The organism is Aliamphritea hakodatensis, from assembly GCF_024347195.1.
Lineage (GTDB): Bacteria > Pseudomonadota > Gammaproteobacteria > Pseudomonadales > Balneatricaceae > Amphritea > Amphritea hakodatensis.
The window spans coordinates 2,165,914-2,189,599 of the sequence record NZ_AP025281.1 but is presented as its reverse complement, the minus strand read 5'-3'; the positions used below and the strand labels follow the sequence as shown (position 1 = coordinate 2,189,599).

Annotated in this window: 19 protein-coding genes; 9 read left to right on the top strand and 10 right to left on the bottom strand. The window is 55.2% G+C overall.

Annotation, left to right across the window (positions count from 1 at the left end; all coding sequences use genetic code 11):
* Nucleotides 1-60: 60 nt before the first annotated feature.
* The 5 genes from PCI15_RS10015 (at nucleotide 61) to PCI15_RS09995 (ending at nucleotide 4,761) form a co-directional block, all read left to right on the top strand.
* The gene (locus PCI15_RS10015; protein ID WP_271274190.1) at nucleotides 61-774 is read left to right on the top strand and encodes a sugar transferase; all 714 of its coding nucleotides are present in this window, start codon (nucleotides 61-63) and stop codon (nucleotides 772-774) included.
* A gap of 240 nt (nucleotides 775-1,014) precedes the next feature.
* Nucleotides 1,015-1,329 (top strand): STAS domain-containing protein, encoded by a 315-nt coding sequence (locus PCI15_RS10010; protein WP_271274189.1) that lies wholly within the window; start codon nucleotides 1,015-1,017, stop codon nucleotides 1,327-1,329.
* A gap of 32 nt (nucleotides 1,330-1,361) precedes the next feature.
* A complete protein-coding gene (locus tag PCI15_RS10005; RefSeq protein ID WP_271274188.1) occupies nucleotides 1,362-1,883 on the top strand; it encodes a hypothetical protein in 522 nt (173 codons plus the stop codon).
* Nucleotides 1,880-3,997 carry an SLBB domain-containing protein gene (locus PCI15_RS10000; protein WP_271274187.1) on the top strand — a complete coding sequence of 706 codons (2,118 nt, stop codon included), beginning with the start codon at nucleotides 1,880-1,882 and terminating at the stop codon, nucleotides 3,995-3,997. The genes PCI15_RS10005 and PCI15_RS10000 overlap by 4 nt, the downstream gene beginning before the upstream one ends.
* Nucleotides 3,998-4,044: 47 nt before the next feature.
* Complete coding sequence (locus PCI15_RS09995; protein ID WP_271274186.1) at nucleotides 4,045-4,761, top strand: CpsD/CapB family tyrosine-protein kinase; 717 nt, start codon at nucleotides 4,045-4,047, stop codon at nucleotides 4,759-4,761.
* Between the two features lie 16 nt (nucleotides 4,762-4,777).
* Here PCI15_RS09995 and PCI15_RS09990 read toward each other — a convergent pair whose 3' ends face one another.
* Nucleotides 4,778-6,304 (bottom strand): fused response regulator/phosphatase, encoded by a 1,527-nt coding sequence (locus PCI15_RS09990; RefSeq protein WP_271274185.1) that lies wholly within the window; start codon nucleotides 6,302-6,304, stop codon nucleotides 4,778-4,780.
* A gap of 218 nt (nucleotides 6,305-6,522) precedes the next feature.
* On the opposite strand from PCI15_RS09990, the gene PCI15_RS09985 reads away from it, so the two are divergent.
* Nucleotides 6,523-8,016 (top strand): sigma-54-dependent transcriptional regulator, encoded by a 1,494-nt coding sequence (locus tag PCI15_RS09985; RefSeq protein WP_271274184.1) that lies wholly within the window; start codon nucleotides 6,523-6,525, stop codon nucleotides 8,014-8,016.
* Between the two features lie 506 nt (nucleotides 8,017-8,522).
* Nucleotides 8,523-11,351 carry an EAL domain-containing protein gene (locus tag PCI15_RS09980; RefSeq protein ID WP_271274183.1) on the top strand — a complete coding sequence of 943 codons (2,829 nt, stop codon included), beginning with the start codon at nucleotides 8,523-8,525 and terminating at the stop codon, nucleotides 11,349-11,351.
* A 73-nt stretch (nucleotides 11,352-11,424) separates the two neighbouring features.
* Here PCI15_RS09980 and PCI15_RS09975 read toward each other — a convergent pair whose 3' ends face one another.
* From PCI15_RS09975 to PCI15_RS09955, 5 genes are all read right to left on the bottom strand, one after another.
* Nucleotides 11,425-12,261, bottom strand: coding sequence for a response regulator (locus PCI15_RS09975; protein WP_271274182.1), 837 nt, complete (start codon nucleotides 12,259-12,261; stop codon nucleotides 11,425-11,427).
* Nucleotides 12,262-12,410: 149 nt separating this feature from the next.
* Complete coding sequence (locus PCI15_RS09970; RefSeq protein WP_271274181.1) at nucleotides 12,411-13,019, bottom strand: nucleotidyltransferase family protein; 609 nt, start codon at nucleotides 13,017-13,019, stop codon at nucleotides 12,411-12,413.
* Nucleotides 13,009-14,040 (bottom strand): XdhC family protein, encoded by a 1,032-nt coding sequence (locus PCI15_RS09965; protein WP_271274180.1) that lies wholly within the window; start codon nucleotides 14,038-14,040, stop codon nucleotides 13,009-13,011. The genes PCI15_RS09970 and PCI15_RS09965 overlap by 11 nt, the downstream gene beginning before the upstream one ends.
* A gap of 67 nt (nucleotides 14,041-14,107) precedes the next feature.
* A complete protein-coding gene (locus tag PCI15_RS09960; protein WP_271274179.1) occupies nucleotides 14,108-16,309 on the bottom strand; it encodes a xanthine dehydrogenase family protein molybdopterin-binding subunit in 2,202 nt (733 codons plus the stop codon).
* 6 nt (nucleotides 16,310-16,315) lie between these two features.
* A complete protein-coding gene (locus tag PCI15_RS09955; RefSeq protein WP_271274178.1) occupies nucleotides 16,316-16,774 on the bottom strand; it encodes a (2Fe-2S)-binding protein in 459 nt (152 codons plus the stop codon).
* Between the two features lie 217 nt (nucleotides 16,775-16,991).
* Here PCI15_RS09955 and PCI15_RS09950 point away from each other — a divergent pair, with 217 nt between their 5' ends.
* On the top strand, nucleotides 16,992-17,867 hold the full coding sequence (locus PCI15_RS09950; RefSeq protein WP_271274177.1) for an AraC family transcriptional regulator: 876 nt from the start codon (nucleotides 16,992-16,994) through the stop codon (nucleotides 17,865-17,867).
* A gap of 16 nt (nucleotides 17,868-17,883) precedes the next feature.
* On the opposite strand, the gene PCI15_RS09945 is transcribed toward PCI15_RS09950, so the two are convergent.
* From PCI15_RS09945 to PCI15_RS09930, 4 genes are all read right to left on the bottom strand, one after another.
* Nucleotides 17,884-18,873, bottom strand: coding sequence for an aldo/keto reductase (locus tag PCI15_RS09945; RefSeq protein WP_271274176.1), 990 nt, complete (start codon nucleotides 18,871-18,873; stop codon nucleotides 17,884-17,886).
* Between the two features lie 243 nt (nucleotides 18,874-19,116).
* Nucleotides 19,117-19,851: a DNA/RNA non-specific endonuclease gene (locus PCI15_RS09940; RefSeq protein ID WP_271274175.1), complete on the bottom strand. Its 735-nt coding sequence runs from the start codon at nucleotides 19,849-19,851 to the stop codon at nucleotides 19,117-19,119.
* Between the two features lie 154 nt (nucleotides 19,852-20,005).
* Nucleotides 20,006-21,295: an NAD(P)/FAD-dependent oxidoreductase gene (locus tag PCI15_RS09935; RefSeq protein WP_271274174.1), complete on the bottom strand. Its 1,290-nt coding sequence runs from the start codon at nucleotides 21,293-21,295 to the stop codon at nucleotides 20,006-20,008.
* Complete coding sequence (locus PCI15_RS09930; RefSeq protein WP_271274173.1) at nucleotides 21,295-22,668, bottom strand: glutamine synthetase family protein; 1,374 nt, start codon at nucleotides 22,666-22,668, stop codon at nucleotides 21,295-21,297. The genes PCI15_RS09935 and PCI15_RS09930 overlap by 1 nt, the downstream gene beginning before the upstream one ends.
* Nucleotides 22,669-22,858: 190 nt before the next feature.
* Between PCI15_RS09930 and PCI15_RS09925 the strand changes: the two genes are divergently transcribed.
* A complete protein-coding gene (locus PCI15_RS09925; protein ID WP_271274172.1) occupies nucleotides 22,859-23,677 on the top strand; it encodes a helix-turn-helix domain-containing protein in 819 nt (272 codons plus the stop codon).
* Nucleotides 23,678-23,686 lie beyond the last annotated feature (9 nt).

The following is a 23,686-nucleotide window of genomic DNA, read 5'->3' as shown; positions in this document are numbered from 1 at the left end:
TTAACGGCAGCCACCCGAAATGAATTTAACGGGCAACATAACCGCCCGGGGAGAAACATCATGAATATGACAATCAATACAACTTCACGTAGCGCTACCCCAGCAACTGTCCGTACTCATCAGGCCAGTTATTCAGCGCTGAACAGTTATGTGCCTAAAACCGTTCTGCTTGCCAAGCGGGCCATGGACATTGCAGTTGCCGCCACCGGCCTGCTGGCCTGCGCTTTCCTGCTGCCGGTCATTGCGCTGGCCATCAAACTGGACTCCCCCGGTCCGGTGATCTTCCGTCAGCTGCGCATCGGCCATGCTGAAGCCAGTTTCACCCATCTGTTCTGGATGTATAAATTCCGCACCATGCGGGTAGATGCTGAAGCCGCCAGTGGCGCAGTATGGGCAACCAAAGGTGATCCGCGGGTAACCGCGCTGGGCCGTTTTCTGCGCAAAACCCGTCTGGATGAACTGCCACAGCTGTTCAATGTATTACGGGGCGATATGTCCCTGATCGGTCCGCGCCCGGAACGTCCCGGTTTTTATCAGAAACTGGAAACAGCGATTCCCTTCTTTGCGGAACGTACCTTTGGCCTGAAACCGGGTATTACCGGTCTGGCGCAGGTCAATCAGGGCTATGACCGGGACATTGAAGATGTCCGCTCAAAAGTGGGCTACGACCACGCCTATGCCCTGAGCCTGAGCAGCTTCATTACCTGGCTGAGTACTGACCTGCGCATCATGGTGCAAACCGTGGCAGTGATGGTCTGTGGCCGGGGCCAGTAATCATCGGAAATGAGCCCGGCACCCGCCGGGCATCCTCTGCACCGTCCGCTCTCTGATAGCAAAATCAGCGCTTCACGGTTTCGTCTCTAATACTGACTCGCAAAATGCGAATCCCCCTTCTGATACGCGAACCCGCCCTGCTGACATCCTCTGTTTTTATTATAAATCAGCAACTTAACCTTCTGGCACGGCCTTTGCTCTTACTAAGGTAAGCGACTCAACCTGTAAGGAGAAAGCGCCATGACAACTCCAGCCACTTCAAATCCGATGCTTTGCATCAACCTCAGCGGAGACTTCGACGCCCTGGCCGTTGAAGAACTGCGCAGCGAATTCGACAGCCTGAGTGAACAGCAGCAGGACGTCATCATCGACATGCAGGACGTTACCTTTATCGACTCTTCCGGTATAGGTGCCATCGTCTTCCTGTTCAAGCGCCTGCGCAGTCAGGACCTGAATCTGTCGATTACCGGCGTACACGGTCAGCCCCTTGAGCTGATGCGTTATCTGCGCATCGATAAATGCATCAGCCTGTTTGAACAACAGGATCAGGCGTAAGCCGCACGTTTTCAACGCTGAGGAGTCAGACTATGCCACCACTAACCTTTACTTCATTCCCCACCCTGTTACTCGGCAGCAGCCTGCTGCTGAGCAGCGGTTGCTTCTACATGGTGGAACCGGGTCAGGGCGGTGTTGCTGAACGTTTTACCCAGCCGGAAAACTATCTGACGCCGGGGGTTCACCCCCAGACAGACAGCTGGCCTCATACCGAAACAAGCCTGGAAAAACAGCGCTTTATGTTTCGTCTCGGCCGTTGCCAGGCCCTTAAGCGGGTGCATCACAAGCAAGGACTGACGGTCACGTATCCGCACTTTTACCAGCATATCAACCTGTTACTGACCCGCAGCCTGCGCCTGCATGTTGCCGGTTTTTATCCGCAGGCCAATGAGGCGATGGACAGTGCCGAGTATCTGCTTAAGCAGGCCGACAAAGACGTCTTTACTGACATGCAACCGGTCGGCAGTGAAGCCCCTGCCGCTGCACAAAAAGATATACCCACCAGGGACAACGGCACCGCCGTACGCTCCATTGATCAGGAGATTATCCTATGAAACGCTTAATGATTTTGCTGCTGGCGATGACCAGCCTGCTCACCGCCCTGAGCCTCCAAGCCGGGACCCCCGAACTGCGTCCGGGGGATCTGCTACAGATCAAATTTCCCGGTGAAAGCAGCTTCGATAAGCCGTTTCAGCTGGATCATCAGGGCAGCATTAACCTGCCTGAAACCGGCCCGCTGAACCTCAACGGTCAGAGCATCAGCGAAGCCCGGGAACTGATCCGGGCCACGTTGGCGGTTATCTACCGGGATCTGGACAACCTTGATCTGGTGCTGATGGAACGCCGCCTGAGCGTCATCGTGCTGGGCTATGTAAAAACCCCGGGACCGGTTGATCTGCCCCTGCGCTCAAACGTGCAGATGGCGATTAACCATGCCGGCGGTCTGGCACAGGGTGCCCAGCTGGATAAGCTGCAGATCCGCCGTAACGGTAAGCTGATCGAGTTCGATTACAAGCATTATCTGGACAGCGGTAACCTGTCGGTACTGCCAAAACTGCAGCCGATGGATACTATTTTTGTTCCCGCGTCTCCCCTGATTGGTAACGTCCAGGTAGAGTTCGACGCCCGTACTCTGACCGCTTCCGGTGACGCCGGCGAAGGTGATACCGCCATCAAGGTATTCGGTGAAGTGCACCGTCCGGGCACCTTCGCTTTCAAAGGCACCCCTTCAGTGATGGATATGATCATGCGCGCCGGCGGCGTAACCCGCTACGCCGGCATAGAGCAGATCCGGGTGATTCATAACGGCCAGCCTTTCCCGTTTAACATGCGCGAATATCTGGATACCGGTAATCAGGAGCTCTTGCCGGAGATCCTTGCGGGCGACACCATCTTCATTCCGCAAGCATCTGATCAGGTGCAGGGCGGCGCCCGTACGGTTTACGTCATGGGTGAGGTGTTCAAACCCGGTGCCATGGAAATGAAAGAAGAAAGCAGCTTTTATGACCTGCTGGCCACTGCCGGTGGCCCGACCCGCTTTGCTGAAACCCGTCAGATCCGTATTCTGCGGGCCGACGGCGCAGTGGAACCCTTCGACCTGCAGGGTTACATCGACGGTCAGAAACGCGGCCAGATCCCAAGCATTAACCCCGGTGATGCCATTCTGGTACCGGAAAAATCTGACATGAACGAGAAGAGCTGGCTGGACATTCATCCCAACCGTGCCATCCGTATTATCGGTGCGGTGAACCGTCCGGGCCGCTATGAGTGGGCACCGGAAATGACCCTGATGGATCTGATCGCCCACGCCGGTGGTCCGCTGGCCGGCGCCGATACCGCCCACCTGCAGGTACTGACCGCCAGCCACAAAAAAGGCAAGCGTCATATGACCGAGTCCATTGCATTTGACCTGAAACGTTTCCTGGATAAAGGCGGTGACATCCGTCAGATTCCACGGATTCATGCCGGCGATACTGTGGTGGTACCGGAACTGCCAAAAGACCCTAATGACAACCGCTCGCAGTGGGTGCGTCAGTCCAGCGAGCGTTCTATCTACATCTTCGGACAGGTCGGTGCACCGGGCCGCTACGCCTTCAACGACGAGCTGAATTTTCTGGACATTCTGTCTGCGGCCCAGGGGCCAACCGCCCGGGCTGATCTGTCTAACGTGCGCATTACTCACCGGGGCAGCGGCAGCGATGAAGTTACCCATCTGAACCTGCACAACTACTTCCACACCGGTGACGAAACCATGCTGCCAATGGTGAGCACCGAGGATGTCATCTTCATCCCTGAACGTGACCGTGCCTGGTTAGAAAAGCCGAAGGAAACCGTTGTCCGGGTACTGGGTGCCGTGCAGCGCCCCGGCCGTTACAGCTTCGACAGCAACATGACCATTCTGGATCTGCTGGCTGAAGCCGGTGGCCCGCAAAACAACGCCCTGCAGGACCGCATTCTGGTGGTCAACCGGATCGACGGCGAAGCCCATTCCAGACTGTTCGATCTGGTCGCGTTCGCGAAAACCGGTGATTACAGCAAGCTGCCGGTACTGCAGGCCGGTGACACCCTGTATGTTCCCAGCCGGGAACAAAGCAACTGGCACCGCTTTGTCAGTACCCTGCAGGAATCTGTCACCGTGATTTCATTTGCCAAGCTGCTGGGGCTGTAACCCTCGCAGCGAGCCACAGGACGCATCAGTGTATAAGGAGTCAGACCATGCATCAGTTACATACGTCACCGTCAGTGGATGCCATTTATAACCAGCTGATCCGCAACCGTACCTGTCTGCTGGCGATCGCCAGCCCCAGCCCCCAGAGTGGCAACTCACTGCTTAGTCTGGCACTGGCTCAGCGGATGGCCCAGGCGGAAAAACGGGTACTGCTGATTGAGTTTAATAATGAATCCCCCAGCCTGCATCAGCGTACCGGTACTCGCCAGAGTAACTGGCTCCCCTGTGATGACAGCTGGCAGGACGCCCTACAGAAAACCGGCTGCCCGGGGCTGATGGTGCTGACAGCGCCGCTCCACGACCAGACCCATCCGGATAACATTGAGTTCCGGAATACCGAAGTGCTGTGCAGCTTCTTTGGCCAGGCGCTGGACAGTTTCGACATCATCATCTGCGATACCCCACCCCTGCTACACTCCAGTGACGGAGCCATTTGCGGGGTAACCATCGCATCGGTCTGCGAAACCTGCATGCTCAATGTGGTCACCCATGTCACCACTGAAAGCCAGATAGACGAAGCCCGGCAGGTACTGAAACAGGCCAATATTCCCCTCTGCGGTGCCGTCATGAATGACCGCTATTCACCGGGCCTGCGGGAAGAAATGCTGCGGGAAATAAAACGCCTCGACAGATGGCTGCCACGGCTGGCTGGCTACCTGCGTAAAAAAGTAGAAGCCTCAGACCTGATCAATCAGCCGCTGTAAACTTAAACTTCAGCACTTAGCGGCATCCCAGCAGAATCAGGGTAATATCGTCCCCCTGAGGGTCGGCAGGCAGTTGCTGCATCAGGTAATCCGCCGCCTGTGCCAGCGGCATCGACATACTGGCCTGCACCCGGCTGACAAAGGCTTGAGAAGGCGATTCAGCGGCGTCCAGCACGCCGTCGGAAAAGATCAGTAACCGTTCCCCGGCACCGAGCTGTAAACAGTATTCCCGGTACACCGCTTCAGCCCCCTGCTGCAGGCTTAATCCGGGCAGTGGGCCATCAATATCCAGTTGGCGCACGGCGGCGTCATTGCCGGCATCCGGCCCGCATAATACCGGCCGGGGCTGGCCGGCATTGGCGATTAGTAATTCCCCCGCAGGATTCAGCTGCACCGCCATCAGGGTTGCCAGGGTTTCTGCCAGTACCGGGTCATCACTGAAGCCCTGGCTGACCAGCGTCAGCAATTGTGCGGGTGACGGCCGGGCCTGCGCGCCAGTACCGGCCGCCGCGCACAGCCCCCGTAAATAACCGGCCAGCGCATATACATATCCCTTCGCGGTAATGCCGTGCCCCATCAGGTCCGCAAAGATCACTAACTGATCCCGCAACAGCACCATATCGCCGCCGCCGGCTTCCGGCACCCGGCTGCGCAGAGCCACCTGATAATCATCTATTTCGCGGGGTAAGGAAGGCTGCAGCCCAAGAGTAATTTTCTGATCCAGCTCCGCCTGCAACTGTTCGGTCAGGTGCCGTCGCCGCAGCAGCGTCCGCTGCACACTGATCAGCAGCTTATCCCGGGCCACCGGCTTTGCCAGAAAATCATCAATCGGCCGCTGCAGCGCCCGGCTGATTACGTCTTCATCCTGACAGCCGGAAAGATAAATAAACGCCGTACCGGAAACCTCCGGAATGTGCCTCATGCGGTCGAACAGTACCGGACCGTCGGCCTCCGGCATACTGATATCACAGATTACCAGCTCCGGACGGTGCTGTAATACCTGCTCATACCCTGCCGTCACATCTGCCGCTTCAAGCACCCGGTAGTCCGGCTGCAAATAGGCCCTGACCACCGCCCGGTAGACGGGATCATCATCCACCACCAACAAGGTTGGCCGGGGCAGGCAGCGCTGTTGCTTTACCAGCATCAGATTACGGGCATCATCCCGGTAACAGGCCGGTACATAACAGAGATCATCAAAACTGGCCGCCAGCAGTTTCAGCCCCATGCCATTTTCGGCGGCCTGCAAAGGCGAAGTATCCTGTAACTGCTGGCTAAAATTGATAAAACTGCCGCCATCGTCCAGTAACTCCAGCTGATCATAGAATTCATCCTGACAGAAACGCAGCGTGGCCGCCGCCGGTCGCGGCTGCGGATACCGGGTCAGATTCACCACCAGTTCACTGCAGGCCAGCAAAAAGCCCTGAACATTGGCAACGGTCTGCTCCGGCGGCAAGCTTTCCAGCAATGCCGCCAGCTTATTGCGCAACTCCCGCGCGGCCTTCAGATCCGGTTGAAATTCCCACTCGGCCAGTACCTGCATATCGCCTCCTTTTAGCCAGGAAAGTTGCCCCTGCGTCATCAGTGATAACTACTCATTCCGGTCAGCCAGACATCCATAACTGGTTGATCCGCTTATATCTCTAGCTTACTCTACGTGCTACAAGGATCACAATCTAAGCGGTTTCTGTACCTGCCAGACTGAGCGTCTGCGCTATCGGTAACACCGGAAACCGGCTTACTTTCTGCAGAGGAATTGCTGTGCCAAACGTGACCCCAACACTATTACTTGTTGAAGATGACCCGACCATGACAGCGGTATGCCAGAGCTATCTGCGGGATCAGGAATACGACCTTCACTGCGTGGCCGACGGCAGCGCTGCCCTGCAGGCCCTGAGCCAGAAAAGCTATGACGGTATCCTGCTGGACCTGAGCCTGCCGGACATGAACGGGCTGGAAATTCTTAAGAAACTCAGCAGCGAAGAACAGCCCGCCGAAGTCATCATCACCACCGGCGACTGTTCCATGAATACCGCCATTGAAGCGATGCAGCTGGGGGCCCGGGACTATCTGGTTAAACCTTTCGATCAGGAACGCTTACTCACCACCCTGAAAAACACCTTCGAAAGCCAGAACCTGAAACGCATCGTTGAGACCTATCACAACGAAATCGACCGCCATCAGTTCTGCGGGTTTATCGGTTCCTCTCTGGCGATGCAGCGGGTATACCAGATCATCGACAGCGCCGCCGACTCCAAGGCAACAATTTTCATCACCGGTGAAAGCGGTACCGGTAAAGAAGTATGTGCCGAGGCGATCCACCAGCACAGTGGCCGCCGCAAAGCCCCTTTCATTGCCCTGAACTGCGGTGCGATTCCCAAAGACCTGATCGAAAGTGAAATCTTCGGCCACGTGAAAGGTGCCTTCACCGGCGCGGTGGGTGAACGGGACGGTGCGGCCAAAGCGGCCCAGGGCGGCACCCTGTTTCTCGACGAAATCTGTGAAATGGACATGTCACTGCAATCCAAACTGCTGCGGTTCCTGCAAACCGGCACCCTGCAGAAAGTCGGCAGTGACAAAACCGAACAGGTCGATGTACGCATCGTGTGCGCCACCAACAAGGACCCGCTGGCCGAAGTGCAGGCAGGCAACTTCCGGGAAGACCTCTTCTATCGTCTGCACGTATTACCGGTCCATCTGCCGCCCCTGCGGGAACGGGACAACGATGTTATTGAAATTGCCAACCACTTCCTCAGCCAGTATGCGACCGAGGAACAGAAAGCCTTCGCCGGTTTCGAACCGGACTGTGAATACATCCTCAGCAACTATGACTGGCCGGGCAACGTCCGTCAGTTGCAGAATGTCATCCGTAATATTGTCGTACTGCACAGCGGCGACAGGGTAACCACCGCCATGCTGCCAGCTCCGCTGGACGGCATGACCGGCATCAGCACCGCCCAACCCCGTATGTCTGCTCAGGCGCCGATACCACCGGTACCACCGATAAACTCAACCATGCCCCCGCAACCGGTCACCGGCGGTTACACTCAGCCAGCCAGCTTCAGCCCGCCGCCACAGCCTGCGCCGGGCAACGGTGACGATCTGGCACAACTTATCCGCCCCATTGCCGAACTCGAGCGCGAAGCCATCGAACGGGCCATCGACCTGTGTCAGGGCAACATCCCGAAAGCCGCCCATTATCTGGAAATCAGCGCCGCCACAATTTACCGGAAAAGGAACAGCTGGAAGGAATAAGTCGTTCTGTCAGCAACGGCTGTAACCACTGACAGCCTGCACCCTCTGCAGGCTGTAAAAATATAGCGGCAGTACATTCTGTGCAGCAATCAGTCTTTTAGCAGACAACATCCCCATAATGAGTAGTCGAATAAATAATCAGATTCAGTTAGCCGCGCCAACCGCTGTTCCCCTCTGCATCAGTAAGCATCAGGGTTTAAGCTGTACGCTTGGAAATCACATCCACTAAACTGACCAACCAGTCATATTTATCACTGTTTTCAAGTATTTACGATTGCCTGTAATTCCAGTTAACTTACTGACCTGACCGGTTTGGCAGTCCGGGTTGTTCAGTCGGTGTAAACCCCGGGTAAAGGAAGTACCGGCGTTCACAGGATTAATCGCAGAATACCCGCCAAGCCGAATACCAATAATAAGTATAAAAAAAATAATTCAGGTCCCACCGCAACCGTCTGTTTACTTTGCGAACCCAGGACCTGCTTTGCATATGACAGGATTCATAGCTAATGTCTTTTTCTGCATTTACAGGCACCCGGTTTCGTCTGCAAACGATCATTTTCTGCTGTCTGGTACTGATTTCCCTGATTCCGATTCTGCTGCTCGGACTCTGGGTACAGCAGCACTCGCTGGACAATGAATATAAAGCAGTCAAAGAAAAACACTTAATCATCGCAAAAAACCTCAGCCGCGAATTTCAGCGCTACATTACCGATACAAAATCAGCCTTCAGTTTTGTGAATTCCGTTCAGCTGGCCCCTGAATATCATATATACGGCAAGGCACTGCTGAGCAGATATGGCATTACAGCCTCCTGTATTTTTTACCCTGACAAAACCGCCACTAACCGATTCAGTAACACCCCCTGCGACTTTCAGCTAAGCCCTTCTCAGGCAGGTGTCCTGCGCAATACCTCCGGTAATACCCAGCTTTCCGACCTGACCCGTATTCACGGCCGCCCGACATTTCTGATCAGCAAGGCACTGAGCAATAACGCCATCGCCGTAGGCGTGTTAGAAACCACCTATCTGAAAGAAAGCCAGCGTTCCATTGCCTTCGGCGAACGTGGCCATTCGATGATTGTCGATGCCACCGGTAAGGTGGTCGCCCACCCGAATGAAGAATGGGAACATACCTCTAAAGACGCTTCTGCCCTGTCTGTCGTGAAAAAGATGATGGCAGGCACCACCGGCGTCAGTACCTTTTATTCACCGCCGATGCAGGCTGAAATGATCGCCGGCCATACCGCAGTTCCCGGCGAAGGCTGGGGCATTATGGTACCTCAACCCATCGCTGAACTGACCGACAACGCCGGAGATGTCCATCTGGCGGTCATCATCATTTCCCTGATGGGCTTAACAGTATCGACCTTTTTAAGTTGGATCGCCGCCAGACATCTGGCCCATCCGATTGAACGGATCAGCCAGACCGCCGCCAGCATCGCCACAGACAAAATCTCCGGTATTTCTCCGGTGAAACATCAGTCCCGGATTTTAATTAAAGAGGTGGATGACCTTACCCATCTGTTTAACAAGATGGTCGGTGAGTTACAGACCACCGGAAAAGCCCTTCAGACCCACCAGCAAACACTGGAAAAATCCGTCGAGGAACGGACCGCTAAACTTCAGGACGAAATACAGCAGCGAGCAGCGGCTGAACAGAAACTCAGGCTGTCCGGTCAGGTGTTCGGCTCCGCCAATGAAGCCATACTGATTACCGATACGAACCTGTCGATTCTTGAGGTCAATCCCGCCTACTGCAAAATCATGAACACCCGGCCAGAGCTGGTCATTGGCGCAAAAGCTAAATTCGGAGATCTCAGCGAGCATAAACCGGCGACATTAAAAGCGATGTGGCAAGCTATTGAACTGCATGGCAGCTGGCAGGGCGAAATCAACGGCATACGCTATGACGGTGAGAGCTTTCCTAAATGGCTTTCCGTCTCTGCCATGCACAATGACCAGGGAGAGGTGCTGAATTACATCGGTATTTTTTCGGACATTTCCCCCCTTAAAACCGCAGAGTCACAGCTTAAACAACTGGCGTATTACGACCAGCTCACCTCGCTGCCTAACCGCACCCTGCTGTATGACAGAATCGAACAGTCGCTGCAGCGAATCAGTACCGGCAACATACAGACAGCCTTTATGTATCTGGATCTGGACCAGTTCAAACAGGTTAACGATACCCTGGGGCATGCCATTGGCGATACGCTTTTACAGCATATCAGCCGCCGGCTAACTGCGTCGGTCAAACCGACAGACACTGTGTCACGTATCGGCGGGGATGAATTTACAATCCTGTTGCATGATGTCGCCGGCAAAGAAGACGTTGAGCAAACCGCCCAGGTAATCCTTGAAACCTTCAGCACCCCTTTCCTGATCAACAACATCCAGATTTCTGTCGGCACCAGCATTGGCATCTGCATGCTGCCCGATGACGCAAATTCTGTGCAGCAGGCGCTTAAACGGGCGGATATGGCCATGTATGAGGCGAAGTCTGAAGGCCGGGGCCACTATCATTTTTATGATGCAGAAGAAGGCAGAAAACTGAATGATTCACGGGAACTGCAACAGGATCTGGTACAGGCAATCCATGAAAACCAGCTGTTCCTGCTGTATCAGCCGATTGTGGACGCACACACCGGGCAGATCGTCTCAGTTGAAGCGCTGATCCGCTGGCAGCATCCGGAAAAAGGCCTGCTGACACCCGATACATTCATTGCGCTGGCTGAAGAAAGTAACCTGATTCTCGACCTGGGTGACTGGGTGATTAAACAGGCCTGCGCCCAGGCACTGAGCTGGCAGGAAGAACTCGGCTTCACCTTACCGGTGGCGATTAACTTATCTGCCCGGGAATTCAGTAACCCTGAACTGGTTGAGCGCATTCAGAGCGTACTCAGCTCAACCGGTGCTACCCCGGATATGATGGAAATTGAGATCACCGAAACCTCTGCCATGAAAAATACCGGCATGAGCACCGGCGTTCTTAAACGCCTCAGAGGGATCGGGATCAATATCAGCATTGACGATTTCGGCACCGGCTACAGTTCACTGGCCTATCTGAAACGGCTATCGGTCGACAAAATCAAAATAGACCGCAGCTTTATTCATGATCTGACCAGTGATGATACCCATGCTGCCTTTGTTAAGCTGATCATCGAGTTTTCTAAAGAACTGGGATACAAAGTGGTCGCCGAAGGGGTTGAAACCGAAGGTCAGCAAGCCATTCTTCAGGAATTGCAGTGTGACTTTATTCAGGGATACCTGCACTCCAGACCGGTCTCAGCTGACCGGATTACCGAGCGCTACGCCAGAGAAGAGGCCCTGCCGTTATAACTGCACCGGCCGGCGCAACATCGCCGTAACCCTGCAAGCTTACCCCCTGACATAGCAGGGGGAGTTATCGCCGTCAGCGGGGTTCCGCTTCAGCCATATATTCTTCCAGTTGCTGCAGGCATTCCCGGCTTAATTTCACAAACGCCGGCAGATTAGCCATCACCTTTTCCATATCAGTGTCACACAGCCCTTCCAGCCTTCGGGCCAACGCAGAGACTTTCATCAGCCCGTACAGTGCAGAACTGCTGCCCAGCGTATGTAACTGATGTTTCACATTACCGGCGTCCGCAGCCGCACTGACGTCAAGGCTTTGCAAGCGGCCAGTGGCATCCTTAAGGAAAATATCAATCAGCGACGGCAGTGTATCGGCACCGACATCCTGCCCCAGCTTAGCCAGTACTTCAGGGGCAAATACGGCAGGCAGTTCCGGTGCCGGGCTGTGCTTTTCCACCGCGCTTTCTGCATCCACCGCGATGACAGCCGCCCGTGAGACTCTCTCTTCAGGCTTTTCATCCCCACCGGCACTGACATCGGGTTTACCGTCCCGGCCCTGAAAGGCCTGACCGATAACCGCCAGCAATTCTTCGTTATCCCAGGGCTTGGTCAGATAAAAATCCACCACCCCTGTCGCCAGCGCTTCTTCAGTGCTTTCGTAATCAGACTGACCGCTGAGCATCAGCCGGGCCGCACCGGGCCAGCGCTGTTTTACTTCAGTGAGAAATTCAATGCCGTTCATCTGCGGCATGCGAAAATCACTCATGACCACCTGCGCGGGATTTTCCGTCAGTATCTGCAGTGCTTCACTGCCGCAACTGGCCGTTTGTAACTGAAAGTCCTGCTGGCGCAGTACCCGGCGTAATGACGCAACCACGGCCGGGTCGTCATCCACCAGTAACATCCGTTTTTCCATGGCAATCATCTCCTTAGATGCCAGACAGGCGCAAAAGACCCAAGCCTGTCAAAACGCTCGTATTACAATACTTTCAGCATATCGGGATTTGAGGGAAAACGGGGGGCTTCAGAAGGGGAAATTACCCAATCCGGGATAATTACGTGCTTTCATGCCGGGAACAGACCGTGCAGATCCCGGGGATAATCAACATCCTTAGCCGCCCGGGGCAACTCAACCCCGATAACGCTGAATGCGGGATTACTTAGCAGGGCTTTGGCCCCCTGCTGGCCGTTCAGTTGCATCAGTGAGGCGAACGTCCCGGCACGGAATAACGCCGGCACACCCCGGCTCCCGCCATATTCTGCACAACAGATATCCGCCCGGGCATCGGCTGACAACAGCTGCCGGCAGTCTTCCGGGGTAATCAGCGGCTGATCCGCCAGCAGAACCAATATTTCGCTGCATGTCCCGGCCATGGCTGACACACCCAGTGCCACCGAACTGCCCATGCCTGACGACCAGTGCCGGTTAAACAGCAACGGCAGCCGGGGCACGGTGCCGCGGGTCATCGCCGCTGCCACGTCCCCATGCCAGGCTCCGGTCACCACCTGAATCTGTGCCCGGGGAAATGCCAGCGCCGTACGCAAGGCATAATTGATCAGAGGCTGACCTTTGCAGTCTGCAAGCAATTTACAGCTGCCAAAACGGCTGCTGTTACCCGCTGCCAGAATCAGGATGCCTAATGCTTCCGGTGATGCCTGCGTATCAGGCCGCATAACTGTTCAGCCGGACATTTGCGGCAACGGCTTTTGCCTGATGTAACACCTGATGACATTCAGCCAGCATCGACAGGGCAATGCTTTCCGGCAGTTCACCGCCAATGTCCAGCCCTGCCGGGCCTGAAACCGGTGTGGTCAGCTGTACTTCGCTAAGCCCTGCTTCCAGCAATACATCTGCCTTGCGGTTCAGCGGGCCTAACAGCGCCAGATATCTCAGTTCAGCAGCCTGCAGATGCTTCAGGGCGGCGGCATCCAGACGAACACTGTGCGACATGAGGATGGCGGCACTGACCCGCTTTTCAGCTACAAAGCCCGACAGCTCCGTCACCGGACCGCTGAGAATCGTATCCGCCTCCGGGAAAAACTCCCGGCGACCGTTGGCCGGACGCGGATCCCACAGGCTGACGGCCCAGCCCAGCTGTTTCGCCATTGCCACCACCGGGCGGGCATCCACGCCGCCACCCACCACCAGCAAATGGGGTTCCGGCTTAATCTGAATATGCAGCCATTGCTGACTGTTCTCTGCTATCAGCGCCGTCTTTTCAACGGGCGTTTCATGTTCAGCTATGAAGCGGCTTAACCCTCCGCTCACTTGGCCGAGGGAAGTTTGAGGGATTTGCAGCTGCAAACCCGACACCTGCCGTTGCTGCAGGCTTTGCCGCACGGCATCCAGATGCAGATAGTGATTGTCTGCCGTTACCGCCTGCAGAACGATATGTACGGTACCGCCACAGCCGATACCCAGCTGAAAGGCCAGATCATCTTCATCGCTGCCGTCATAACACAATGTTACCGCCTGCCCGGTTTGCATCACCCGGCGGGCATGGGTCTGAATATCGGATTCCAGACAGCCGCCGCTGAGCATCCCAAACTGCTGCCCGAGGCTGTTAAACAGCATCATTGCACCGGCCTTGCGGTAACAGGGGCCGTGGGTCTGATAAATTGCCCCCAGCACCCATTCCAGTTCATCCCGGCGGGGATACCATTGCTCCAGCAGGCCGGATAACTGATTCGCCATATACGGACTCCTCCACAGGGTAACCACCGGCAGCCGACGCTGCCGGCGTTGCCCTTCCCAGGTAATTTTATGCCTTCAGATTGCGGGGTAAGGGTAACCGGGTATACACCTCACCGGTCACTGCACTCAGGGCGTTGGCAACGGCCGGGGCCACCGGCGGTGTTCCCGGCTCACCCACGCCGGTTGGCGGCTCTGCCGAAGGCACAATGTGCACCTCAATTTCCGGCATCTGATCCATGCGTAACACCTGGTAATCATGGAAGTTAGACTGTTTAACCTGTCCGTCTTCCAGCGTGATTTCACTCATCAGTGCAGCGGACAGACCATAGCCAATGCCCCCCTGCATCTGCGCTTCGATGATGTCCGGGTTGATTGCCAGCCCGCAGTCCACCGCACAGGTAATTTTCTCAACCCTGAAGCTGCCGTCTTCAGCGACGGATACTTCCGCCACCTCGGCCACATAGGAGTTAAATGACTCATGTACGGCGATCCCCATGCCACGGTTGGCGGGCAGTTTACGGCCCCAGCCGGCTTTCTCCGCTGCAAGCTTCAACACCCCCAGATGGCGGGGATGGCCGGCCAGCAATTCTTTACGTAACTCATAAGGGTCTTTCCCCCCTTTACGGGCCAGCTGATCCAGAAAGACTTCCGTTGAAAACGCCGTATGGGTATGGCCCACCGCACGCCACCACTGGACCGGCACCTGATTTTCCGTGGTGTGCAGTTCTACCTGCAGATCCGGGACCTGATAAGGCAGGTCCGCTGCCCCTTCAACCGATGTCCCGTCAATGCCGTCTTTCACCAGAAAGGCTTCAAAGGCAGTGCCTTTGATGATCGACTGACCGACAATCCGCTGCTGCCAGGCCTGGGGATACCCCTGTTCATTCACACTGCCCTTCAGGCTGTGCAGATACAGCGGGCGGTAGTAACCGGCACGCATATCATCTTCACGGGTCCAGACCAGCTTGACCGGAACGCCTGACTGGCTTTTGGCAATCTGCACTGATTCCAACACATAATCAGACAATGGGTTCGCCCGGCGGCCAAAACTTCCACCGGCCAGCAACGTATTGATCTTCACCTGCTCCGGCTTCAGTCCCAGTGTGGCAGCAATCGCCCCCTGATCCATGGTTTGTACCTGATCACCGTTCCAGATTTCACAGCCATCTGCAGTCACTTTCGCCACACAGTTCATCGGCTCCATTGCCGCATGGGCCAGATAAGGAAACTCGAATTCCAGCGCTAACGGATCTTCAGCGCCCTGTAATCTTGTTGCCGCATCGCCTTCCTGACGGGCTACCAGCCCTGGCGAGGCTGATAACTGCCGGTATTCTGCCAGTAATTCTTCTGAGCCTTTGCTGATCGCATCCCGCTCATCCCAGGTAATCTGTAATTTATCCCGGCCGGTTTTGGCGGACCAGAAGTCTTTCGCCAGCACCGCCACACCGGACGGAATCGCCACAACGTCCACTACCCCCTTCACCTGACGGGCGGCAGCAGCATCAAAATTCATGACCACCGCGCCGAAACGGGGCGGATGGGCGACCACTGCGGTGAGCATGCCATTCAGCTGGATATCCTGGGTGAAAATGGCCGTGCCGTTGTTCTTGCCCCGGTCTTTGCGGCTGACCTTTCTGCCAATCAGCCGGAACTGCGAAGGTGATTTAAGCCTCACCTGCTCTGCCGCCGGCACGCTCAGGCTTGCAGCCTGATCCGCCAGTTCTCCGTAAGTGGCGGACCTCTGGCTGGCAGTATGTATGACGGTACTGTTTGCTGTTGTCAGCTCACCCGCTGGCACCGCCCACTGTTCAGCGGCAGCATTGATGAGCATTTGTCGTGCCGTCGCGCCGGCTTCGCGCATCTGCAAAAATGAATTGGCCATGGCTGAGCTGCCGCCGGTACCCTGCGCACCCCAGTGGAGGTTTTTATAGCGGGCAGCATCTGCAGGTGCGGCTTCCAGATCAATCAGATCCCAGTCTGCATCCAGCTCTTCAGCTACCAGCGTTGTCAACCCGGTATAGGTGCCCTGCCCCATTTCCAGATGTTTCATCACAAGGGTTATCCGGTTATCCGGGGTAATCCGTAAAAAGGCATTCGGGGCAAAGGTTTCACCCGCTTGCTGAGCGTCGGAAATCTGCTCCGCTGCCGGCAATTTCATGGCCAGCGATAAACCGGCACCGGCACCCGCCAGCTTCAGAAAACCACGGCGGCTGGTTGTAACGGCTGAGGCTTTGTGGCCAACCATTGCGAGGGCATGTCTGTTAAACATAATCGGTTACTCCAGGTTCTCGGCGGCATCTTTAATGGCGTGGCGGATACGTGCATAGGTGGCACAGCGGCATACATTGCCGGACATAGTGGCGTCGATATCGGCATCAGTCGGATGCTTGTTGCTTTCCAGTAATGCCGTCGCGGCCATCACCTGACCAGACTGACAATACCCGCACTGCGGCACTTCCAGTTCATTCCAGGCGGTCTGTACCGCCTGTGCGGCCGGCGTTGCCAGACCTTCAATGGTGGTAATGTCTTTACCGGCCACACCGGATACCGGCGTCACACAGGAACGGATCGGCTGGCCTTCCATATGCACGGTACAGGCACCGCACTGGGCAAGCCCGCAGCCGAATTTGGTACCGGTAAGATTAAGATGATCGCGAATTACCCAGAGCAAAGGGGTATCCGGGCTGGCATCAACCTGCTGGTCGACACCGTTAACACGAAGAGTAACAGACATGAACATCTCCTGATTCAGCAATACCGTTTCATTGGCGTAGGGTATTGCCCGCTGCGTTAGTGTTTTTTTAATATGCGCGGAATCAGCAATCAGCTGTTAGTGTGATCCTCCGTACTACTTGCACAAAACTCCGGGAACCCTCTCCGGTACTGGTTAATATCCCCGGCGAAATGGCATAATCCTCGGCAAGATAACCTGATAAGCCGGGAGAAGTAACGTGCAGTTTGATTCAGAATTAGCCGCCAGTATTGGCCGTTTTCATCAGCAAGACGGTATTTGCCAGACTGGCTTACCCGGCCTGGTTCTGTACCGCTCCGCCAAAGTCATGCCCCGTCAGCCGGTGGTCTATAACCCCAGTATCTGTGTCATTGCCCAGGGTAAAAAGCGAGTACATTTCGGCACCCGGGAATGCGCATACGACCCGGATAACTATCTGATCAACTCAGTGACCATGCCGGTGGAAGGTGAAGTGGTCCGTGCTGCAGAAGACAAACCTTACATGGGCCTGAGCCTGCGCATAGACAGCTATGTGATCAGCCAGTTACTGATCGAAATGGAACAGCAGGAACAACAGCCGGAACAGCCGCCGTCGGACGATATTATTCTCTCCAGCCCGGCCACCGACAAACTGCAGAGCAGTTTTATCCGGTTACTGGAGTGCCTGCCTGATGAAATGGACCGCAAGGTGCTGGCCCCGGGACTGATCCGGGAAATTTACTATGAAGTATTAAAAGGCCCACACGGCGAGGTACTGCGCAACTGTGTACTGAACAATGCCGGTGCCAACCGCATTGCTCCCGTGGTGCATTACATTGAAAAGAACTTTCATCTGCCGCTGGACATCGACACCATCGCCCGGTTTGCCGGCATGAGCAGCTCAACCCTGCATGAACAGTTCAAACAGATCACGTCCATGTCCCCGATGCAGTTTGTTAAAAGCCTGCGCCTGCACCGGGCCCATTCCCTGTTGCTGAGCGGCACTCAGGCCAGCGAAGCCTCATACAGCGTAGGCTACTCCAGCCCGTCACAGTTCAGCCGGGAATTTAAGCGTTTCTTCGGCGACTCGCCACGGGAGATTCAGGCAAACCTGTAAGCAACAACGGCAATGCTCAGAATCGCTCAGTATCCACTTCAGACTGCGCCTTCTCAGGATAACGCTCCCCAACCACTGTCTGCTGATTTATAACCGCATCCACCCGGGTAAACAGATCATCGCTGATACTGATCTCTGCCGCCGCAATATTATCTTCCAGATGTGCCAGCACCGCCGTGCCAGGTATTGGCACGATGTGCTCAGCCTTCTTCAGTAGCCAGGCCAGTGCCAGCTGGCCCGGCGTACAGCCGGCCTCTTCAGCCAGAGGCAAGTAGTCATCCAGCAACTGTAAATTGCAGGCATAACTGACCGGGCTGAAGCGCGGCATATTGCTGCGAAAATCATTCTCTTCCAACTGTTTCAGGTCCCGGAGGGTATTGGTGAGAAACTTACGCGCCAGCGGACTGAACGCCACCAGCGTAGTCCCCAGTTCTTTACAGGCATCCAGCACGGCAATCTCGACATTGCGGCTCCACAGGGAATATTCGCTCTGCACCGCTGCAATCGGATATTCCTTATGGGCTTTACGCAGGGTTTCTGCAGACACTTCCGACAAACCTACCTCACGGATCTTGCCTTCCTGCACCAGCTCCCCCAGTGCGCCAACACTTTCTTCAATGGGTACATTACGGTCCCAGCGATGCAGGTAATACAGGTCGATCACATCGGTCTGTAAACGCGTCAGGCTGGCTTCACAGACCTTACGGATGGCCTCTGGCCGGCCGTTGATCTCCCTTACCCCTTCCTCATTCCGGAACATACCGCACTTACTGGCCAGCACAAACTCCTGCCGACGCCCCTTAAGCACCTCCCCGATCAGCGTTTCGTTGGCACCAAAACCATACAGGGCAGCGGTATCCAGAAAGGTATAGCCCGCATCTAAAGCCCGGTTCAGCATTTGCTCTGCATACTCACGGGACGGTGGCGTACCATAAGCATGGGACAGACTCATGCAGCCGTAGCCAATAGGTGAAACAGTCAGTGAACCGATACGGCGGGTCGTCATGAAAGATTCCTCAGATAAAGTATCTTTGTTAAAAGTAGCAGTGATATGTTTACGTAAGCTTCCATACTCTGAAAACAGCCCGCTTTAAGTCATTAATCGTTAATTAAAAAAGAACAATATACAGCACCAATACCTCAGTACGAGGAAACGGTGGCCTTGCATAAAAAATAACAAAGCGTGACACAACCGAATTGTATCTTTACCTGTTTAAATTGCCCTTCGCATCGGATATCAGCCATTCATTCAGCATCCCAGCCGTTTACTGATAGCTGATGAATCCTTAAGGGTCGGCAGTTCAAATGGGGTTTCTGACTGTATTTTTGCGAAGCTGACCGCGCTGGAACAGAAGTCATCCTTGCGGCCTGCACTCTGCTGCATAATAAAACCTGCAGACTCCCCTTTGAGGTTGTACACCAGCTTGAAATAGCCGGACGGCACCTGATGCGGCTCATCCGCTTTCGGCAGGGCCGGCATGGCCTGATCATACAGCGGGCCGGTCATTACATATAAAGATTTGCCATAGCTGACGCCGGCGCGCACCGCATCTTCCAGCGCCTTCCACGGCCCCTGATTGAGGTGTTTATCCTGCGGAGTAATATTGCTCAGATAATTCAGTTCCGGCCAGTAGCGGGAACCGGCGAACGAGGCCAGTGGGGCCTGATGTCCCCGGTCTGCTTCCAGATCACTGCTGCGGGCACCGGTATAGTCTTTCGCTTCAAGGGTTTCGTTTTCATCCAGCAAAGGATCAGTGGCCCAGTCCCGGCCCGGTGAGGTACCAAAGTTCACCACATCCACTTCATAGGCAACCCAGTCAGCAAACTTGGTATCGGGATTATTCGATAAGGCATACAAATGGCTGAACAGCATATCATTGCCGGCGGGGCTTTCCGGGCAGCCCACAGGACAGTGAACCGAGAGGATTTCAGCAGACGCCAGGCTGCTGAACATAAGGGCAGAAACAAATACGGAGGTTTTCATAGCGATCTTTCCTGATTGATCATCGCCACGAATAATCCGTGCTACATCAAATAATTTCAAGGCCTGTTATCAGAAATCAGCCCGTCCGGGGAAACTCTCTCTCCGCCCCCCCTTCTTCAGGCCGATTGATTATCAGTTGCCGTCGCAGGAAAGGCTAAATCCCGATTCTGTCCCGCAGGCCATACCACCAGGAACCGGCTACTGAATAGGGTACCCGTAAGCGCTGACCGCCGGGAAAACCCGACCATGGCACACGGGAAAAAATATCAAACAGTTCTGTGTCTCCACCAATCGCGTCTGCCAGCAGCTTGCCGAACAGATGGGTAACATTTACACCGTGGCCGCAATAGCCGTGGGCAAAATACAGATTGTCCCGCAACTTACCCAACTGGGCATGGCGGTTATTGGTGATAGCGATATTACCGCTCCAGGCGTAATCAATTTTGACATCCGCCAGTTGCGGGAACACTTTCAGCATATTGGGCCGCAGTTTGCCGATGATATCCGCCGGGGCTACACCGCCGTATACCGTGCCGCCGCCAAATAACAGCCGCCGGTCGGCAGACAGGCGGTAATAATCCAGAATATAGCGGCAGTCCGCGATGCACATATCCGCCGGCAACAATGCTTTTGCAAGCGCTTCCGGCAGCGGCTCGGTGGCCATCACCTGAGTCGCCGCCGGCATAACCCGTTTAGCCAGCGGTTTGGAAAGTTCACCAAGATAGGCATTGCCACAAAGGATCACCTGACGGGCAATGACCTGTCCGCTGGCGGTCATCACCTGCTGACGATCCCCTTGTTCTTCAATCGCTGTTACCGGAGAGTATTCAAAGATCTGGCCGCCAAGATCTTCCAGCGCCCGGGCTTCACCCAGTGCCAACTTCAGCGGATGCAGGTGTCCGCCCCGGCCATCCAGTAAACCGCCGGCATAGACACCGGAGCCCACATATTCCTGCAGCTGATCTTTATCCAGCATCTGATAACCGGGAATGTCATGCCGCTGACACAGCGTTGCTTCTTCCGCCAGCCCCTGCATGTGTTTTTGGGTATAGGCAACCGTGACATGTCCGGACCGGTAATCACAGTCGATCCGGTGACGTTCTGTCACTTCTCTGAGAATATCCCCGCCGGCCAGATGCAGCTCTGCCACTGAAGTGCCGCAATCTAAAAAATAGTCCTGCAGGAAATCAATGCCGCCGTTGAAACCGTTAATCAATTGGCCACCATTGCGGCCGGATGCACCCCAGCCAACCCGCTCGCCCTCCAGCAGGATGACCCGGTAGCCCAGTTCCTGCAGGAACAGCCCGGCAGCAAGCCCGCTGAAACCGGCACCGACAATACAGATATCCGCGTCGTGACTGCCTTCGAGTGATGCCCGCCGGGGTGGCAGATCAGCACTGGCTGCATAGTAGCTGTGAGGATAGCCGGTTGATGCCGGTGCCATCACACGTCCTCCAGATAGCTGGCATATTCAAATTCAGAAACCCGCTGCTTAAAGGCCACCAGCTCATGCCGCTTCAGGCTGATAAATTGTTTGTGCAAAGCCGGATCAAAAATCTTCTGCGCCATTTCGCCCTGTTCGAACAAATCAATCGCATTGGCCCACTCCGTGGGGATTTGCGGCGCTTCAGCTTCGTAGTTCCAGCCTTCCACCGGCGCGCCCGGGTCGAGCTTTTGCTGCATGCCTTCCAGCGCGGCCCCCAGATGTGCGGCCAGTACCAGATAAGGGTTGGCATCCGCACCGGCAGCCCGTTGCTCGATCCGGCGGGCAACCGCCGGGCCACCGGGAATCCGGATAGCAGCGGTACGGTTTTCATAGCCCCAGGTCACGCTGGTCGGGGCCAGCGAATGGGGCCGCAAACGGCGGTAAGAATTGTAATGGGGTGCAAAAATCAGGGTCAGTTGTGGTAACGCTTCCAGTAAACCGCCGACGGCATGTAACAGGCGCTCGCTGCCCTTTTCCGTGCCATCGTCGAAAATATTATTGCCTTCAGCATCCAGTACGCTGAAATGCACATGCATACTGTTACCGGCCCGGTCGCCGTATGGCTTCGCCATGAAGGTTGCACCGTAGCCCTGCTGGCGGGCAACCCCTTTGATAATACGCTTGAACAGCACGGTGTTATCTGCCACTTTCAGCGGGTCTGCCAGATGGTTAAGGTTAATTTCGTACTGCCCCGCGCCGCCTTCAGAAATGGCCGCATCCGCTGGAATATCCTGGGCTTCGCAGGCTGCATAAATGTTGTTAAACAGCACTTCCATCTGATCCATTTCATCAATGGAGAGTAAACCGCTGGTATCAAACTGGCGATGTCCGTCCGGCGAGTACGGAGCCACTGGCTGACCATCTTCAAGGCTGTACAGGTAGAACTCCAGCTCAGTCGCCACCACCGGGGTCAGCCCCAGATCTGCATAGGCTTTTTGCACCGCGGCCAGCGCGCCGCGGGGATCGCCGGGGAACGGCTCGCCCTGTTCGTCGGTCATCCATAGCGGAATAAACGCGTGGGGAGCCGCCGTCCAGTTAACCGGTAACACCCCCCGGCCGGTGTACTGGCAGATACCGTCACCGTCACCGGTCAGATCCGCATACTGATTATCTTCGATATCGCCACCCCAGATATCACTGGACAGGCTGGAAGGCGGCATACGCATACTGCCCCCAAGAATCTTTTCAGCCTGCGCCACCGGCAACCGTTTACCCCGCAGAATCCCGTTGAGGTCTGTCACGGCAGCAGTGATATGTTTAATCTCAGGATTGGCTGCAAGCCATTCCAGTTCAGAGTTATACGAAGGTTTTGCAGATGAATCAGCAGACATAGAATACTTCCTGAATATTTATAATCAGCGCCGGCGTTGTGAAGCAGTACCGGCAGATATATCTATGATATGAAGCATCATTCGAATTTGATATGGGTTAAGCAGTAAATAACTGATGCTAACTGAACGCTTAGAGCATAAACTGGCATAAACCCAATATAAATACAGTTAATTTACGGGATGCTCTGTCATGGGTCAGTCTGCTCTGTCTGAAAATATCCGCCTGCTGTGCAGCTACGGCCACTCCATATCCGACATTTGCCGCCGGGCAGGCATTAACCGGCAGCAGTTCAGTAAATACCTTAACGGCCATTCCGAACCCTCACTGGCAAGCCTGAGAAAGATCTGTGATTTTTTTGGCGTAGAAGAGCATGAGATCATGCTCGGTGAAGACAGCTTCCGTGAAATTATCCGCTTAAGGCCGCCGCGGTTTGATCAGCGTAAAAACCGCTTTCAGCGTATCGTTGAAGATCTCACAACCAGTGAACACACCACAGCGGGATTTTTTGAGCGACACGAAGGGTATTATCACGCCTACATTATTCCGGACCCGGCAAAGGGCCATTGCATCCGCTCCCTGTCGAGGATCTATCCGGAAGACGGCAAATGGCTGGTAAAAACCGTGGAGCGGCAGATGGATAAGCTCTTTATGCTGCCGGCAACGCTTAAATACTCCGGCATCATCATGGAAGGTTGTAACCGTATCGCAATATACGAGCGGGAACAGGGCCAGGGCCGCAGCCTGAACGCCACATTTCTGTACCCCTCCGAGCACAGCGAACCCCGCTTCTTACCCGGTCTGCTGGTCGGTTTCTCAGCAGAGGGGGCTCAGCAAATCAGCTGTATCCGTACCGTCTGGGAATATCTGGGTAAAAAGCCGGATCTGCGTCAGGCGCTGGCAAAATGTGGCGCTGTTGACCGCAAAAAGGAAACACTGCCCACCTTTGTGGAACAGGGTATTGGCAATGATATGACGGCGTCTGAACAGCTATTTACGCCCCGCTTCTGATGTTTGTGG